At 36.9% G+C, this 17,431-nt stretch carries 16 protein-coding genes; 3 read left to right on the top strand and 13 right to left on the bottom strand.

Features of this window, described 5'->3' with window-relative positions; all coding sequences use genetic code 11:
* Positions 1-591: 591 nt before the first annotated feature.
* The 5 genes from lepB to MHH51_RS10450 form a co-directional block, all read right to left on the bottom strand.
* Positions 592-1,140 carry a signal peptidase I gene (gene lepB / locus MHH51_RS10470; protein WP_339285965.1) on the bottom strand — a complete coding sequence of 183 codons (549 nt, stop codon included), beginning with the start codon at positions 1,138-1,140 and terminating at the stop codon, positions 592-594.
* Positions 1,141-1,298: 158 nt separating this feature from the next.
* Entirely contained in the window at positions 1,299-1,937 is a 639-nt protein-coding gene (locus tag MHH51_RS10465) for a TVP38/TMEM64 family protein (protein ID WP_147208098.1), read from the bottom strand.
* Positions 1,938-2,269: 332 nt separating this feature from the next.
* The gene (locus MHH51_RS10460; protein WP_147208100.1) at positions 2,270-2,743 is read right to left on the bottom strand and encodes a competence protein ComK; all 474 of its coding nucleotides are present in this window, start codon (positions 2,741-2,743) and stop codon (positions 2,270-2,272) included.
* Positions 2,744-3,000: 257 nt separating this feature from the next.
* On the bottom strand, positions 3,001-3,996 hold the full coding sequence (locus tag MHH51_RS10455) for a lipoate--protein ligase (protein WP_156985447.1): 996 nt from the start codon (positions 3,994-3,996) through the stop codon (positions 3,001-3,003).
* Between the two features lie 74 nt (positions 3,997-4,070).
* Entirely contained in the window at positions 4,071-4,799 is a 729-nt protein-coding gene (locus tag MHH51_RS10450; RefSeq protein ID WP_147208104.1) for an MBL fold metallo-hydrolase, read from the bottom strand.
* A gap of 108 nt (positions 4,800-4,907) precedes the next feature.
* Between MHH51_RS10450 and yhfH the strand changes: the two genes are divergently transcribed.
* Both yhfH and pepF read left to right on the top strand, forming a co-directional pair.
* Entirely contained in the window at positions 4,908-5,039 is a 132-nt protein-coding gene (gene yhfH, locus MHH51_RS10445; protein ID WP_077603296.1) for a protein YhfH, read from the top strand.
* A gap of 336 nt (positions 5,040-5,375) precedes the next feature.
* On the top strand, positions 5,376-7,196 hold the full coding sequence (pepF, locus tag MHH51_RS10440; RefSeq protein WP_339285962.1) for an oligoendopeptidase F: 1,821 nt from the start codon (positions 5,376-5,378) through the stop codon (positions 7,194-7,196).
* Between the two features lie 104 nt (positions 7,197-7,300).
* Here the strand turns inward: pepF and MHH51_RS10435 are convergent, their stop codons facing one another.
* The 5 genes from MHH51_RS10435 to MHH51_RS10415 all read right to left on the bottom strand — a co-directional run bounded on the left by MHH51_RS10435 (position 7,301) and on the right by MHH51_RS10415 (position 14,072).
* Positions 7,301-7,849: a GNAT family protein gene (locus MHH51_RS10435; RefSeq protein WP_339285960.1), complete on the bottom strand. Its 549-nt coding sequence runs from the start codon at positions 7,847-7,849 to the stop codon at positions 7,301-7,303.
* Positions 7,850-8,133: 284 nt separating this feature from the next.
* Entirely contained in the window at positions 8,134-9,546 is a 1,413-nt protein-coding gene (gene hemY, locus MHH51_RS10430; RefSeq protein WP_339285958.1) for a protoporphyrinogen oxidase, read from the bottom strand.
* The gene (gene hemH / locus MHH51_RS10425) at positions 9,546-10,481 is read right to left on the bottom strand and encodes a ferrochelatase (protein ID WP_147208112.1); all 936 of its coding nucleotides are present in this window, start codon (positions 10,479-10,481) and stop codon (positions 9,546-9,548) included. The genes hemY and hemH overlap by 1 nt, the downstream gene beginning before the upstream one ends.
* Before the next feature lie 116 nt (positions 10,482-10,597).
* A complete protein-coding gene (gene hemE / locus MHH51_RS10420) occupies positions 10,598-11,635 on the bottom strand; it encodes a uroporphyrinogen decarboxylase (protein WP_147208114.1) in 1,038 nt (345 codons plus the stop codon).
* Between the two features lie 235 nt (positions 11,636-11,870).
* The gene (locus MHH51_RS10415; protein ID WP_339285955.1) at positions 11,871-14,072 is read right to left on the bottom strand and encodes a PBP1A family penicillin-binding protein; all 2,202 of its coding nucleotides are present in this window, start codon (positions 14,070-14,072) and stop codon (positions 11,871-11,873) included.
* A 187-nt stretch (positions 14,073-14,259) separates the two neighbouring features.
* Here MHH51_RS10415 and MHH51_RS10410 point away from each other — a divergent pair, with 187 nt between their 5' ends.
* A complete protein-coding gene (locus MHH51_RS10410; RefSeq protein WP_339285953.1) occupies positions 14,260-14,757 on the top strand; it encodes an antibiotic biosynthesis monooxygenase in 498 nt (165 codons plus the stop codon).
* A 169-nt stretch (positions 14,758-14,926) separates the two neighbouring features.
* On the opposite strand, the gene MHH51_RS10405 is transcribed toward MHH51_RS10410, so the two are convergent.
* From MHH51_RS10405 to liaF, 3 genes are read right to left on the bottom strand one after another with little or no spacing between them, the layout of a single operon-like run.
* Positions 14,927-15,568, bottom strand: coding sequence for a response regulator transcription factor (locus tag MHH51_RS10405; RefSeq protein WP_147208120.1), 642 nt, complete (start codon positions 15,566-15,568; stop codon positions 14,927-14,929).
* Between the two features lie 17 nt (positions 15,569-15,585).
* Entirely contained in the window at positions 15,586-16,644 is a 1,059-nt protein-coding gene (locus tag MHH51_RS10400) for a sensor histidine kinase (RefSeq protein ID WP_147208122.1), read from the bottom strand.
* 11 nt (positions 16,645-16,655) lie between these two features.
* Positions 16,656-17,414, bottom strand: coding sequence for a cell wall-active antibiotics response protein LiaF (gene liaF / locus MHH51_RS10395; RefSeq protein WP_339285951.1), 759 nt, complete (start codon positions 17,412-17,414; stop codon positions 16,656-16,658).
* Between the last annotated feature and the right edge of the window lie 17 nt (positions 17,415-17,431).

Here is a 17,431-nt window from a genome sequence, read left to right as displayed (position 1 = left end):
TTTAATGGTTAATCACCTGCTAAACAATATATTTATAAATTAACAAAACAAGAATTAAAATAATAAACATGGCTGTTTTATCTGGAGTAAACAAAGCTGCGAGCATTGCAAATGATACCAGTACAAATAAAGTGGCCTGTACCTATATTCCTTCCTGTTTATATGCATCTCACTACTCCTGCTGCTCCTGTTAATACAGCATATAAACCGATTAAGAAATAAATAATAATTGACATTATACTCCCTCCAATCTTTTATTATTCATACTATAAAAGATAGAGTTAACTCCATGTCAATTATATTTAATATACCAGTTCTTGGGCATTTATCATTCATATTTTCAAAGATATTCTAATATTGCCGAAGGAGCTTCTTCACATACATTTACATAAAATGATGAAAATGACTTACTTTCAGTTTGAGTTTTATACTTTTTTAAGTGCGAAAAAAACTCCTATCTTTATTTTAGCAAAGATGGGAGCCTGTTCCTAATAAAATTATTTTATATTTTCTTCTGTTCTGCAGTGATAAGATTCTGTCCATAAGGATATTCAACGATGGCAATTTCCGCTGTTGAAACGTTCACTTGAATTAACGAGGCTGCTTAAATAACTGTGTTATCGGCCAATAAGTAATGTCAACCTTTCCAACCACCTCATCCACAGGGACAAAGCCAATGGACCTGCTGTCTAAGCTGTCTCCGCGGTTATCACCTAATACAAAAATCTGATCTTCTGGCACAGTCTCCTCACCCGTTATTTCAAGAAGGGTAAAATCTTCTGTTAATGGCTTCGTTTCTGCATTATCTTTTTCTTCCTCCAGAAAATCCTCAGCAATATACTCACCATTTACATATAACTGATCATCCTTGTATTCTACGGTCTCTCCCGGTAATCCGACTACCCGTTTTACATAATCATTTTCTTCGGTTGCATGAAATACAATAACATCAAAACGGTGGATATTTGAAATGTTACTTGTGACCGTATTTACCATCATTAAATTTCCGTCATAGAGTGTTGGTTCCATGGATTTTCCATTGACAACATAGTTCTCAAATAAAAAAGCCCGAACAATTACAAACACAGCGATTAACAAAACAGCTACAATAGAAACCCTTAAATAATTATATTTTTTCACTGTTATTCTTCCTTCGCTTTAGTTTATTACTTACATCATACCCCAAAGCAAAGGATTCTAACCTTTCTATCACAGACAGGAAGTACATATGCGTCAAAAAAAGCCCCGCTGGATAAAGGTTCACTTTATTTTCCAGCGGAGTTTTATCATGTAATGTATTATCCACTATGCTTATCCACTTTTTTATGAAGCCTTTTCTCTAAAAACTTACCGAACATCCAAAAAATAACAATACCTATACCGACTACAATCGTCCGTACCGGATTCTGGGCAAATTCCATGATACTGGAGCCGACGTAGGAAATAGAGAAAATCATTACTGTCTTTCCTAAAAGTACAGCTAATATAAATGGGTAGATATTGATTTTGGACAAACCTGCCACGACATTGATAACAGAAGACGGGGAAAACGGGAAACAAAGCAATAAGAACAAAGGTCCAAACCCATGTTTTTCCACCCATGCCGTAATTTTGCTCACCTGTTTATTATGGCGAATCTTTTTTAATAGCCTTGTATTTCCTAAACGGCGAATAACCAGAAACACAATGACAGCACCAAGACTTGCACCAAGCCAGGAGTACAGAAAGCCTTCAAATAACCCGTAGGCGGCTGCATTTCCGAGAACAAATACAATGAGCGGCAAGAATGGTAAAAAAGCTTCAAAAAAAGGCAATGCAATACCAGGCAATGGTCCCAACCCTTCATATTGCTCCAGCAGCTGACGGATAAATTCCTCCCAGCCTTCTTCTTTTAAATATTCCTGCCAATTTGAAAATGTAATATTCATTACGTACATGCGGTCAGTCTCCCTCAAAATTCCAACAATCTTATTGATGATTATATGCTACTGCAGATTTTTTGAAAAGTATAAACTTCTCTATTAAATGAAGCTTAACAAACTCAAATTGTCACCAGGGTTTACTTTTTTATTATTTTAATATTTATTCATGCTTCAAGAAAGAAATAAGCAGAGAAGTATTCATAATGATATTCTTAGAAAATAACATTATTTTATGCAGTTTTTATTATAAAAGATTTTTTTGCACTATCTAGGTAAGGGGAAATCTTAAGTTAGTGAGAATCTTTTGGAAGGAAAGCAGAACATAATAAATTTAACCATACAGAGCATTATTTATAGTCAAACGCAGTGCTCCGCTCATCGATAAGAAAGCGAATTTGGGCTGTCCGCTGTATTTGATTGATTACAATACCGTGAGAAACCTCTACATCAATCGTTTTTCCATTTTTAAATAGAATTTGTGTGGATGTACTGTCTATTTTTTTCACTTCATCTATATGGGAATGTGAGATCCAGGAACAGCTTTCATGTGATGGGGATTTCGTTGGGAAGAAGTACATCCTGTTTCTTGGGTCAACCGGTATTGGAGTTTTATGTGTGATACCAGAAATACTTTTAATACCATTTTGTCTGCCTTTTAAATCAGATCCAAAATAGGCGCATGCATACTCGATCACTTTTGTCGGTTTTCCTTCTAATACGTATTCTACTTCGTCTTCTAAAACTCTGGAAACATATTTCCCGTTTTCATCTTTAACAGATATTACCGCCATGGTATAAGGCGTTATTTCTCTCATTTTCATTTCGTATGCCTCCTAATTACCCAGTGACATAAGTGAGGTTAGAATTATTATAGCACTCAAATAAGTAAAAAGATATATTTATTTTGAATTTTTGTGTTAATTTAAAAATAAAAAGAAATTAGTAAAGCTAAAGTATATATTGTTTCAACTAAAATAATCTCTTTCTGCCAATCTATTATTTACTGATAAAAAAACTCCATTCTTTTCAAGGCTTTAATCCGCCCTTTAGAATGAAGTTTTTTCTATCTCAAAATGTATTAATAAAGCAGTTCTAAAAATTCTTCTTTAGAAATCCTTCCAAGATAATGTGAAACATCAATCTGGTCCAGTGCTTCTTTAATGGCATCACGATTATGGCGGGTGCCTGTTAAAGCATCCTCCAGCTCTTTTACATTACCTATACCAAAGAAATCACCGTAGATAATACAATTTTCGATAACTCCTTTTTTTACATCTAAACGGACATCGACCAGCCCGCCGGGAAATTTCTTAGACTCCTGATAGTTGAAAGAAGGTGATTTACCATAATTCCAATCCCATTGCTGATAACGTTTTTCCGAAATCTCGTAAATTTTTTCCCAATCATCCTCAGTTAACACATACTGTGGAACATCTTTAACATCTTCAACATCAAAGATATATCGCAAAATTAATTCTTTAAACTCATCCATTGATATCGGATTATCAAGATATTCAGCAATATTCGCTACACGGCTGCGGATGGATTTAATTCCTTTAGATTCAATTTTGATTTTCTTCACCTTTAATGCTTTGGTTAATTCTTCTAATTGTGAATCCAGCATTAAAGTTCCATGGCTGAACATACGTCCGCGTGTAGAGAACATGGCATTACCCGAGATTTTTCTTCCTTCTACCGCTAAATCGTTTCTTCCCTGTAATTCAACTGGAACACCGATATTATTTAAAGCATCAACAACAGGCTGTGTAAATTTAGCAAAGTTTTGGAAGCTGTCGCCATCATCCTTTGTGATAAAACTGAAATTTAAATTCTGTTCATCATGATAAACAGCTCCGCCTCCGGAAAGACGCCGGACAACTTTAATTCCTTTTTCATCTACATAGTCCGTATTAATTTCTTCAATAGTATTTTGGTTTCTTCCAATAATAATAGAAGGACTATTTACATAAAATAATAGATATGTATCTTTCTCACCAAAATTTTCAAGAATATATTCCTCAATAGCCAGATTGATACGAGGATCAGTAATTCCTTTATTATCAATAAATTTCAACTTAATTCCTCCCTTATTTTGCTAGTCCTATTTTAACGCATAAACCATTGCAAATCAAAACTTCTACCTAGATACTATTCCCATACATATCCTTCACCTGCTAACACAATTTCACCTGTATAAATCTGTTTCGCTTCTTCTTTCAACTGTTCTAGTACACCGAATTGTGGCAGATGACTGAGCACTAACTGCTTTACGCCAGCAGACTGTGCAATACTTGCTGCTTCCTCACTGTTCATGTGTCCTGCTTTTGTTCCATCCTGCCCTTTAAAATAGTTGCAGTCTGTTATCAGTAAATCCGCCCCTTTTGCAAATGGAATCCATGCTTCTGTATAACTGCTGTCTGCAGTGTATACAATTGTCTTTTTACCATCTGTAATACGCATTCCAAAGCATGGAACCGGATGCTCTGTTCTTAAAAATGTAATCTCAAACGGACCTGCTTTTAAAACTTCATCCGGATGATAAGGAACCCCCTCTGTATATTGATGTGACAAAGAAAGGTAGCCATCTTTATCTTCCAAGTGACCGTATATTTTCAATTTCTTTTCATTATTATTAACATAATAATCAATGAGCTTCGCATACTGTAATACACCGATATCTGCTACGTGATCATGATGATAATGTGATAAAATCACTGCATCTAATTCAGATACAGAAAGGAATTTCTGAAGCTTGGACAAAGATCCGCTTCCCATATCCAGCATAAGTTTATAATTATCTTTTTCTAATAAGTAGCTTGATGTAGCACCATCCTTATTGGGATAGCCTCCCCAAAATCCAATTATAGTTAATTTCATTCTAACCTCTCCTTATATTTTATAAAATTGTATCAATACAGTATTGACACAAATAAACTGTTATAGTACAATGTTTTTAAATCAATTAAAACCTTAGGAGGAATTGAAATGACTGGAATTATCGAATTTTTTAAAAATCTGCCAAAGAAGAAATGCGCAAAATGCGGGAACGCAATAGTAAACGAAAAAGCAGACTGTTATGGTAATATTTGCGATGATTGTGATTATCCGGGACGTTAAAGCTGTCAGTAATCGGACTATTATAAATTACTGTTTTTAACGCCTTGTTTAATAAAGTGAAACTTCAATCAGTGAGGAGTTCCTTCCTCCCCGCTGATTGGGACTGCGATAAATTATGATTTCCCATAAGTTATAATCCTTCTCCTGGATAGCCTGTTATATGGCTATTCTTTTTTTGCCTTTATTTTGCAAATTAACTTTTGAATTATTTAAAAAATCCTATAATTTTTTCTCTTCCTGTACTATAATTAATTAGGTAGTCGAATTAATTGATAAAGTATTGCTGTATCTTTATTTTCTTTTACATGGATCAATATTTCAAGTATTTAGGGAGGAATGAATATGTCAAATTCAAACAGACAATATCGGAAAGATGTTCCAGTCGAACAAACATGGGATTTAACAGATCTTTTTCCAGACAAAGAGAGCTGGGAAAAAGCACTACAGTCAGCCGTTCAGGAAGCTGAGCAAATAACGGCTTTTAAGGGGAGACTTTCTGAGAGTGCAAAGACTTTGTCCAAGGCTTTAAAAACAACAGAGGCTTATCAACAGAAGGTTATTCACGTTGCTGTTTATGCTAATTTATTAATAAGTGCAGACGGAAGCGACCCTTCTAATCAGAGTGCCGCAGCTAAAAGCGGCGCTGCTCTGGCAGAAATCAGTTCGAAGCTTTCCTTCTTTGAATCAGAGCTTCTTAAGCTTACTTCCTCAGACATAGAACAGTTTATAAAAGACGAACCGGAACTCGAAACATACCGTAAATATTTATTTGATATTCTTGAAAAGAAAGAGCATATCCTTTCACCTGAATTAGAGGAAGCTTTCTCTGCATTAGGTGAGGTATTAGACGCACCGCATAATATCTTTTCGCGTAGTAAACAGTCCGATATGCAGTTTGAAACAATTGTTGATGGACAGGAAAATACACAGCCAATGAGTGAACCACTATACGAAGAAAGCTACGAATATTCTGAGGATACTGTGTTGAGAAGAAACGCATATGCATCATATGTAAATACGTTTGAACAATATAAAAATACGTATGCAGCAACGTATCAGACAGAAATCACAAAACAAGTACAGCTTTCTAAATTAAGAAAATATGATTCTGTCACAGATATGCTTTTAGCTCCGCAGCAGGTTACAACAGAAATGTATCATAATCAATTAGATGTCATTCAAGAAAAATTAGCACCGCATATGCGGAAGTACGCAAAGTTATTAAAGGAAAAGCTTGGCTTAGAAGAATTGCGCTTCTGTGATTTAAAAGCACCGCTGGATCCGTCTTTTAACCCGAGCACGTCTTATGAAGATGCTTCGGAAACAATCTTAACCGCATTAGATGTTATGGGCCCAGAATATTTAAAAGGAATGAAAAAAGCACTATCAAACCGTTGGGTGGACCGTGCTCAAAACGTCGGCAAGGCTAATGGCGCTTTCTGTTCCAGTCCTTATGGAGCCCATCCATATATTCTTGTGACCTGGGCTGACAAGATGCGCAATGCTTTTATTTTAGCTCATGAGCTTGGACATGCAGGTCATTTTTACTTAGCTGGTAAATATCAGAGTTTATTCAATACCAGACCATCGACTTACTTTATCGAAGCGCCTTCTACATTAAATGAGTTACTGCTCGCAGATCATTTAATGAAGACAAATAAAGACGATCCGCGTATGAAACGCTGGGTTATTACACAATTATTAGGAACATACTATCATAACTTTATTACACATTTATTAGAAGGAGCGTTCCAGCGCAAGGTTTATGCACTTGCTGAAGCCGGAACACCATTAACTGCCGATGTTTTATGCAGGGAAAAACGTAATGTTTTAGAATCCTTCTGGGGTGATACAGTTACATTTGATGAAGGGGCTGGATTAACCTGGATGCGCCAGCAGCATTATTATATGGGCTTATATCCATATACTTACTCTGCGGGACTTACCGTTTCTACAACTGTCGCCAAACGAATTAGGGAAGAAGGACAACCAGCTGTTGACGATTGGTTAAATGTTTTAAAATCGGGTGGTACGAAGAAACCACTTGATTTAATTAAGGATGCAGGCATCGATATGTCCGATCCGGAAAACATCGAGATAGCTGTCAATTATGTCGGTTCTTTGATTGATGAATTAGTCGAAAGCTATTCCGAATAAAATTTATTTGTCAAAAACCAGGCTGGACATGAGGACAGCCTGGTTTTCTTGGATATAAAAAAAGACTGTCCCCTAATTAACCTGCAAAGACTGAAGAGAATTTTTTAACCTCTACTTTCCCATTCCCCTCTTAGCATACCGTAGACTTCTCTGTCATGTAATATATCTCCAATCACTTCATCGGCCCGGATTGTCCCCTCGTGTTTAAATCTGAGTTTTTTAGGAATAGCTGCGCTCCTGCTATTCTTTACCGCTGTTTTTATTTCGATTTTATTTAATTCCAGTTCATTAAATGCATAATCTGCCATTGCAGCACAGACACTTGTCATAATCCCCTTTCCTGTGTAAGCTTCTCCAAGCCAATATCCAATTTCAGTTTTCTTTACCTTCCAATCAAAATATAAAAATCCAGCAGAACCGGCTAAGTTTCCATTATACCAAATGCCCACCCAAAAACCTTCCCTATTCACAAAACGAAATAATGACCTTTGTATAAAGTATTTTGAGTCTTCCAGCTTATTGGTTACAGACGGAAAGTTTAACCAATTGCCTAAAAACACTTTATTTACTGTCACTAAATTGAACAATGTTTGTGTGTCATTTTCTTCCAGTAATGAAAGCATAATATCCTCATTAACCTGATTATTAAGCAATGCTTCTCCTCCTCTTCTCTGTCTCTCGATTATATTTACAAACATGGTTATCTGGTAATGTCTATAACAATATTTCTTTAAAGTATAAAACAAAACTTCACTTAATGGGAATTTTTGTTCTTTCTCCAATAAAAGCTGATGCCATAATTGCTTTGCCCAGGCAAGGGATTTTATGATTATTTCATCAAAAATATTGTATTTAATGCCCTGTTAAGCAAACTACTTCATAATAAAAACAGCTATGAAATTATTTTCTATTTCACAGCTGTTATAAAATCAATTGTTTATTTATTTTCAGTTAATGCTTTGAGCGCCAATTCAGCACCTTTTTGTCCATGTTCAATACAATCTGGAAGCCCTGTTCCATCATAGGAACTGCCGATTAATGTCAAGTTGGGAAGATGACCGGCTACATAGTCTCTGATACGGCTGACAAGATCTAAATGGCCAGTGTGATACTGCGGGCGGGCCCCGATAAATCTTGTAATCTCATAGAATAAAGGCTCTCCCTTGATTTTCATCACTTTGTTTAAATCTTTTAACACAATATCAACCAGTACCTCATCCGATTCCTTCACTATCTCCTGATCTCCAGGCTTACCGACATAGCAGCGCAGTAAAGCTTTCCCTGCAGGTGCAGTCCCTTCCCATTTACGATGAGTCCAGGTGCATGCAGTAATTCGGTAATTACTGTTTCTCGTCACCAAAAATCCGGTTCCGTCTAAATCACGTTTAATCTGCTTTTCATCAAAAGCAAGCACAACATTAGCTGTTGATGTCGCAGGAATATCAAATAATTCCTTTAATGGCTGATGTTTGCTTAGCATCCCCGGGACCTGTGTATGCGGTACTGCAACTAAAACAAAATCTGCAGCTAAAACATTTCCAGAATCTAAAAGAAGATGATACCCCTCTTCTTTTTTCTCAATATGGTTTACTCTATTATCACGGATAATTTCTATAGTATCCAACTGTGCTTCAAGTTCATCAACAAGAGTTTGCAAACCATTTGTAAAAGAGAAGAATTGGCCTTGAGCAGGCTTTGCTTTTCTATTTTTCTCAGGCTTTGGCATTGTCTTGGCAAGACCTTTCATTACGCTGCCGTAATCCTGCTCCATCTTCCCAAAGATTGGATAAATTGCTTGAAGACTCATTTTATCAATATCACCAGAATGAATTCCAGAAAGCAAAGGATCAATTTGATTATCTACAATTTCATTCCCAAAACGGCGTCGCATAAAATGCCCTAAAGATTCATCTTCTGTACTTTTATTCTTTGGTTTAATTAAATCCATCAAACCACGGATTTTACCTGATAATGTAAATGATTTAGAACGCATGAGCGACCCAATTTCCTTTGGCACGCCCATAAATGCACCTTTTGGCATTTTATGTAATCGATTTTGAATAAGCATAAAGGATTGACCTGTAGAGTTATATCTCGTTTGATTAAGAATACCTAATTCCTTTGCCAGCTCCATTGCAACTGGTTTACGTGCTAAAAGAGAATCTGGTCCCTTTTCAATTGTAAATCCATCACGTTTTATAGTATGAATCCGGCCACCAAGGCGGTTTGAACCTTCTATCAGAGTAATTTCGATTGGAAGCTTTGCTAATTGCACCTGTTTTTGAAGATGATAGGCGGCAGACAATCCTGTCACACCGCCTCCAACAATGACTACTCTTTTTTTATCCATCAGGAAGCACGCTTAACTTTCTTTAATACCACATTTGCTAATGTTTCAATAAATTCTGGACGGGCATTTGGCATTTCCGGACGATAGTAGCTTGCTCCAATCTCATCACAGACTACTTTACATTCATGGTCGTTATCATATAAAACTTCCAGGTGATCTGCTACAAATCCAACAGGTGTATAAACAAATGCTTTGTATCCCTCTTTGTTATACAATTCACGTGTTAAATCCTGAACATCTGGTCCAAGCCATGGGTCCGGTGTATTTCCTTCACTTTGCCAGCCAACTTCGTAATTCTTCACATCTGCTGCTTCAGCTACTAATTGTGCTGTTTCTTCTAATTGCTGCTTATATGGATCTCCATTTTGAAGAATTTTTTCAGGAAGACTGTGAGCAGAAACAATTAATACAGATTTTTCTTTTTCCTCAGCAGGCATTTCCGCAAAAGCTTTCTGCACGCCTTTTGCCCAGAAGTCAATAAACCCCGGTTCTGTATACCAATCTTGTACGGATTCGATTTTCATACCATGATTTTCTGCTGTACTATTAGCCCTTTCATTATATGATTTAACACTGAATGTAGAGTAATGAGGTGCTAAAACAATAGAAACAGCTTCTTTTATTCCATCCTTCGCCATTTCTTCTACTGCATCCTCAATAAATGGTGCAATATGTTTTAACCCGATATACGCTTTAAATTCATACTCATCCTGCACTTCATTTAACTTGCTTTCTAACGCATAAGTTTGTTCTTTTGTTATTTTTGCTAAAGGTGAAATGCCGCCGATTGCTTCATAACGGTCCTTTAAGTCCTGCAACGCTTCAGGATCAGGCTTTCTGCCATGGCGAATATGTGTGTAATAAGGCTCAATATCTTCTTCTTTGTACGGAGTTCCGTATGCCATTACTAATAATCCTAATTTCTTCTTTTCCATTATCAATACACCTCGTTACTTTTTGTTTAAGAGTAAAAATTTAGCTTATATGCATCTGTTCTAAGGACATGGTAATAACTGATTTTAAACAGTTATTACCAGGCTATGAACTTTTCTTACTTTTGCTGTGAATAATTGTGAATAAGGTCCGTCAATCGTTTTAATGTTTCCGGCTTAATATCAGGAGTAACGCCATGGCCAAGATTGAAGACATAACCTTCTGTGTTCATACCCTGGTCCAGTATAGCTTTCGTTCTTTTTTCAATTGTTTCCCAATCACTAAGTAAAATAGCAGGATCCAGATTTCCTTGTAATGTTTTTGTGACACCTAGGCTTCTGGCTTCTTCTACAGAAGTACGCCAATCCAAACCAATTACATCTACTGGCAAGTCATTCCACTCCAGTAATAGATGGCTTGCACCTACGCCAAAGGTAATCAGCGGAACATCATACTTTTTCAATGCTGAAAAAATATCTGTCATTACCGGTTTAATAAAATAACGGTAATCTTCCACGTTTAATGCGCCAACCCAAGAATCAAAAATTTGAATAGCACTTGCTCCAGCTTTAATTTGTGCTTCCACATAACGAATAATCATACTTGCTAACTTATCCATTAATGCAAACCAAGTCTTCGGCTCACGATACATTAGTGCTTTTGTTTTCGTATAATTTTTAGAAGGGCCACCTTCAATCATATAGCTTGCTAATGTAAATGGCGCTCCGGAAAAGCCTATTAATGGTACATCAAGCTGCTCCTCAGTCAATAAACGGATTGTATCAAGGACATATGGGACATCACTTGACGGATTAATCTCACCGAGTTTTTCCACATCCTGAATGGTCTGGATCGGTTTTTCAATAACCGGGCCAATTCCACTTTTGATCTCTACATCAACTCCGATAGCCGGAAGAGGCGTCATAATATCTTTATAAAGAATAGCCGCATCTACTCCATAATTTTCAACTGGAAGTCTTGTAACATAAGCACAAAGCTCTGGCTGATGGGTAATTTCAAAAAGGGAATACTTTTCTTTTAATGCCCGGTATTCTGGTTGTGATCTCCCAGCCTGACGCATAAACCAGGCTGGTGTGTAATCTGTTTTGTTTCCGCGATAAGCGTCTAAAATTGTTGTGTTTTTCACTTTTACCATGCAACGTTCATCCTTTTATATTCTTTTTCCATCTCTAACTATATCTATTTATCACGCTCATGTATAGGGAAGAGAATTGTTTGTCATTAAATTGTCTCATTTTAAAATAATTCTAAAGAAATATCTTTTACAGTGTGCATTCAAAAGTAGTCAAATAAGAAACAAGAAGTCCGTGTCAACTAAAGAGTTCGCCGCTTATCATTTGGGGACTTTTTGAACATCCTCTTATAAAGTATTAGAAAAATGATACGGATTCAGAATGTGCCCCTTCCATATTCGTAATTGGGTCAAATGGTACAACATAATAGTATTCATTGCGGAACCAGATATCATCAATGATAAATTCTGTTTCCCCTTCTACTTCTCCCACCAGTTCATCAGTACCCTCGTCCTCTTTATAAATACGGTATACAATACGGTCATCTGTTGAACCATTCCAGGTAAGCTTTCCTTTCACCAATGCCATTCCTCCAAAGGTATAGCTTGCATCTACATTCTCAATGACCGGTAAATCAATTGGATCTGGCAAAGGCTCTACATCGTCCGGCCTTGAAAAGGATGCAGTAAATGCAGATCCGGTTTGATTATCAATTTCTGTCAGTATTTTCTTAGTTAACGAGGTGGGATAGGCACTCCCTCCTGTTAAATAATGTTCCTCATCTGACTTATCATACCCCATCCACATGGCTGTAACATAATCCGGTGTATATCCGACAAACCATGCATCCTTAGACGCTCCATCTACATAAGTATGCTGTGTAGTTCCTGTTTTACCTGCAAGCTCTTTGGCATAATAGCCGCTGCTGGCAGTTCCTGACCGGACCGTCTCCTTAAGCATTTCTGTCATATCCCAGGCAACCTGTGGTGTAAATATTTCTTTGTTACTTGTTTCTGATTGATATATCACTTCACCATTCCGGTCCTTTATCTCTGCAATAGCTGTTGCTTCAGACATACTGCCGTTATTCGCAAAAGCTTGGTAGCTTTGAGCCATTTGTAGTGGCGTCACACCTTTTTCCAAGCCTCCTAAAGCAATAGATGTCCCCTTATCTTTCTCATCGAGAGGTAAATCCAGTTTGTTCAGATAAGATTTAGAATAATCTATCCCTATCTGATCAAGCAGCCAGACAGCAGAAGTATTTGTTGATTCTACAATAGCCTGATAAATCGTAATATTATTCTTATATTCTCCACTAACATTCTTAACTTCATACTCCTCCATATATTGATCAGGAATTATAGTAAAAGGATTATATTTATCCTCCTTCATTAACGCCGGTCCATAAACAGCCACTGGTTTAAAGGTAGACCCAGGCTGGCGCTGCACATTTGTCCTGTTTAAATCACCAATGCTGAAATTACGTCCGCCTACAGCCGAGACAAGATGGCCGTTATCCTTATCCAGCATTACAAATGCCCCCTCTGTTCCCTCTGTATTTCCAGGAAAAAAAGCATCCTCCTTAAAGTTTTGATAAGCAATCTGCTGAAAATCATCATTCATATATACGGTGATTTCATAGCCGCCGCTTTGTAAATCTGCGAAGCTTAAATCATGCTTTTCTGCAGCCTCTTTTATTGCTATATCAACATAGCTGTCAACCCAGGGGTTTGTTCCTCTTTCTTCTTTTGACAAATTTATCCCTAAATCTTTTTCCTGCTCAAGCACTTTTGTTTCTTCATCTATATAACCGGCTGATTCCATTGTCTGAAGAACGACATTTCTGCGCTCAGCTGCTTTTTCCGGATGGTTCAAGGGAGAATATCCATTCGGTGCTTTCATTAAACCGGCAAGCAATGCTCCTTCAGAGATAGTTAAATCATCAACATCCTTAGAAAAGAAATATTGTGAAGCCTTTTGGACCCCGTATACTCCCTCTCCAAAATAGACCTGGTTAACATATAATTCTAATATCTCATCCTTACTCAATCTTCTTTCCAGATATAGGGAAGCCATAGATTCTTTTATTTTTCTGGTCCACGATTTATCATTTGTAAGAAAAAGATTTTTGGATAATTGCTGTGTAATTGTACTGCCGCCTTCTACTTTACTTCTCGCTAATATGTCACGATAGACAGCCCGTCCAATAGACTGCAAATCAATCCCCTGATGCTCATAAAAACGACGATCTTCGACAGCCACAAATGCTTGCAGCACATGATCCGGGATATGATCTACGGATACATATTCTCTGTTTTCATTATATAGAGTTTTGACAACTTCTCCATCTTCCGTACGGACAGTGGTTGTCAAATCAAGCTGCAGATCATCCTCATCAGCAACCATTTTCCCTCCTAAAATAAGCAGTCCATAACCGCTTAACAAAAATACAAAAACACCAGCAACAGCAATCCCCAGCCACTTTATTTTTTGTCGAAATACATTCTTTTGATTTTTTCTTCTATCTTTTCTTTTTTCATTTCTTCGTTCAGTTCTCATAAGCTCACCTCGGTGCATATACGTTATTATTATACGTTATTCTAACTTTTTGATAAAGAATGGACATCTCTGAATTACATAAAGATTCGACAGGAAATATGTATTATTTTCAATATTATTTGTATTTGTGTACAATTTAATTATAAGAGGATGTTCAAAAAGCCCGTTCATATAAGGAGGAATTTCAATGAAAGCGTTTACGTCAAGAGGAACCATCAATTTTTTGGAAACCTTAGAGAAAAAAAATACAGATATTGATTTTTACTTTATCTCCAGCAATGATGGTGGTATTGCTTATTATGAAAATAGCCCTAAAAATATTTTTTCAGCCGGTCAAGCCTTCGAAGTATTAAAAGCTGTCGGAGAATTATCCAAAGAAGGATATGTAGTTATGAACCATCTTCCTATTTCCGAAGACAGCAGTTCAACCTTCGAATATCGCATGAAGCAAAGTGACAGCGGCATTGAAGAAATGGACGGTTTCCAGGCATGGCGCTTTTTACGTCAGGAAAAGACAAGCAAATACGTTGTTTTGACACAATGGAAATCCTTTGCCGACTTTGAAAATTGGAAAAACTCTGATCAATTTAAAAAAGCACATGATTCCCAAAAAGCAAAACAGCCAAGCTACTTTATGGATCGTCCATTTGTTATTTCTGGTCACATGCATGAAAAAGAAGAATAAATGAGACAGCAGTATGCTGTATTCATAATTCTTGACTTTTCTTATTCAACTTGTAGATAAAAAAAGGTTGTCCCGTCGATGGGATAACCTTTTTTTATGATAAATATTAAAAATTGTTTTAAGAAAATGTTCAAAAAGTCCAATAAAAATAACATGCACTATAAACGAATTAATCTCCAGTTGCTTTAAACAATTGATTTCGATGGACATAAACAGCAGCCTGCGTTCTATCATTAACACCCAGCTTACTTAAAATATTACTCACATGAGTTTTGACCGTTTTTATACCAATATAAAGTTTTTCACTGATTTCCTGGTTTGTCATACCGTCTCCAATACATAAGAGCACCTCTAATTCCCGTTCTGTAAGATCTTCATGTGGTTTCTTAACTGATGAACGAAAACGACTCATCATCTTTTGGGCAACTTTTGGTTCAATCACATTTTCATCTTTAGCAGCTTTACGTACTGCATCAGCAATTTCCTGTGCATTTGATGTTTTTAGTAAATAACTGAACGCTCCTGCCTCTAACGCAGGGATAACCTGTTCATTATCATAATAGGACGTAAGAATAATGACTTTGCATGCAGGATAAGCGGACATTATTTGCTTTGTCGCTTCTATCCCATTCCCGTTCTCCATTATCAGATCCATCAGAACCACTTCCGGCTGCTCCTTTAATACAAGCTCAGCACCACCAAATCCACTGTTCGCCTGCCCGATAACCTCCATATCATCTTCTGTCTGCAGAAAAGAAATAATTCCTTTCCGGACTATATCGTGATCATCAATGACAACAATACGAATCATAAAATCTTCTCCCCCTTTTAACTTCCTTGATTTGGAATTCGAATATGAATATATGTACCTTGGCCCTGCTTTGAACGAATGGCAAAGGTCCCTCCCAGCTCTTCACTGCGTTCCTTCATCGTTTTCAGCCCATAAGAAGCTTTATTGTCCTGCTGATTTTCAGATTCAAATCCAACTCCATCATCTTCAATACGGACATAGAGCTCCTCCTGCTTCCGTTTTATTTCTACCTTTACTGTATTTGCATTCGCGTGGCGCAATATATTTGACAAAGATTCCTGAATAATCCGAAAGAGATGCTCTTCGACCACTTCTTTTAAATCTGGCATTTCATCAATATCGACTTGAAATGTCAGGTTGCTCTTCTGCTCCAATGCGTCTATCAGCTTCTGTACACCTTCTTCCAATGTTTCCCCGCTTGTCAGATAAACCGGCCGTAAATGAAGCAGTAATGCTCGCATTTCTGCCTGAGCCTGATGTGCTGAATGCACGACTTCCTGCATCTGTTCTTTTGCAGTAGAAGGGCTTTTATCAAATAGCTTTAATGCTGTTTCCGATAACATTGCCAGTCCGAAAAGCTCCTGACTGACAGCATCATGAAGGTCTCTGGCAATCCGCTGTCTTTCCTCGATGACCGCTGCTTTATGAGCTGATTTCGCATAATCTGCTTTCTCATCAGCCATCCGCTGTAATGACTGAACCTGGCGCTGTAATTTGTCCCCTAAATCATTGAGTTCGTCAATAATTCGATCTGTTTCATCTATTTCTTCATGAACCTTCGAAATTTTAGCAGTATAATTCCCATTGGCATATTGCTTAATTTGAATAGAAATGGCATCTAAACGGACTTTTAAAAAGTTCCCTATTTGCGTAAATCCTGCTTGTAAGGATAAAATAAAACCGATAATCATATACAGGCCGATAAATAAAAATATACTTTGTGCGGTTAACCATTCCGGCTCCCAAATAACAAACAAGGATAGAATAATTGCCAGCAGGATACAAGCCGTTAAAAATAAATTATATAAATACAATTTTATAAAACTGAATCGGACACTTCTCCATCGTTGTTTCATTCTATCCCTCCTTATACCCGGTCAATACGAATAGAACCCGCCTTTAACCGAATAATAATATCTAATTTTTTTGCAGCATTGGCAAACTGGTCTGTTTCATAAAATAATTCTGTATTCACCCCGGTAGATTCCTGATCCAAAATATTAATATCTCCAAACTGTGCAGTTGCCTGAGCTTGAAACTCTATTTCTTCTGGAATAAGGATAGTTACATCGCCTGCTAAGGAGCGTATATGTATTTCTGTTTCTTCATCAGGGATATACGCATTCGTTAAATCCAGATAAAAACTGCCAGCCATTGTATTTATATTCATCGGCTCCAGATTCCAGTTTCCCTTTTTCTCCATATCACCAAAGGTAAATGAAGTCTCTTTATTCTTCTTTCTTTTTTCAGATTTTTTTTTCTTATTAGATCCTCTGCTGTAATCCAAATGAATATGAATTCCGCGAAATAAACTAAACCCAATAAAAATCAAAATCATCGGCCAGAGCTTAAATACACTCCAAAAAGTAAAATCAACCAATCCAAACCGATCTGCTAATAGCAATCCCCCGAAAACAAGCAGAAATGTTCCTATCATCCATCTTCCACGTCTTTTGATAATAGCTGTCCCCAACAGTACTACTCCTGTAACAACAAAGAAAAGCGGATAAATATAACCCCAGCCAAAGCTTATTTCAAAATCATCTATATTCAAACTGTTTACAATTAACATGACTCCAATCCAAATAAAGCAAATCGCCATAAAACAGGAAATAATTCTCCTCATTCGTTTCATCAACTCCT

This window comes from Oceanobacillus sp. FSL K6-3682, from assembly GCF_037976165.1.
In the GTDB taxonomy this organism is placed as follows: Bacteria; Bacillota; Bacilli; order Bacillales; family Amphibacillaceae; genus Oceanobacillus; species Oceanobacillus sojae.
Note: the sequence above shows the minus strand (reverse complement) of the source record. Positions and strands in the feature narration are given on the sequence as shown.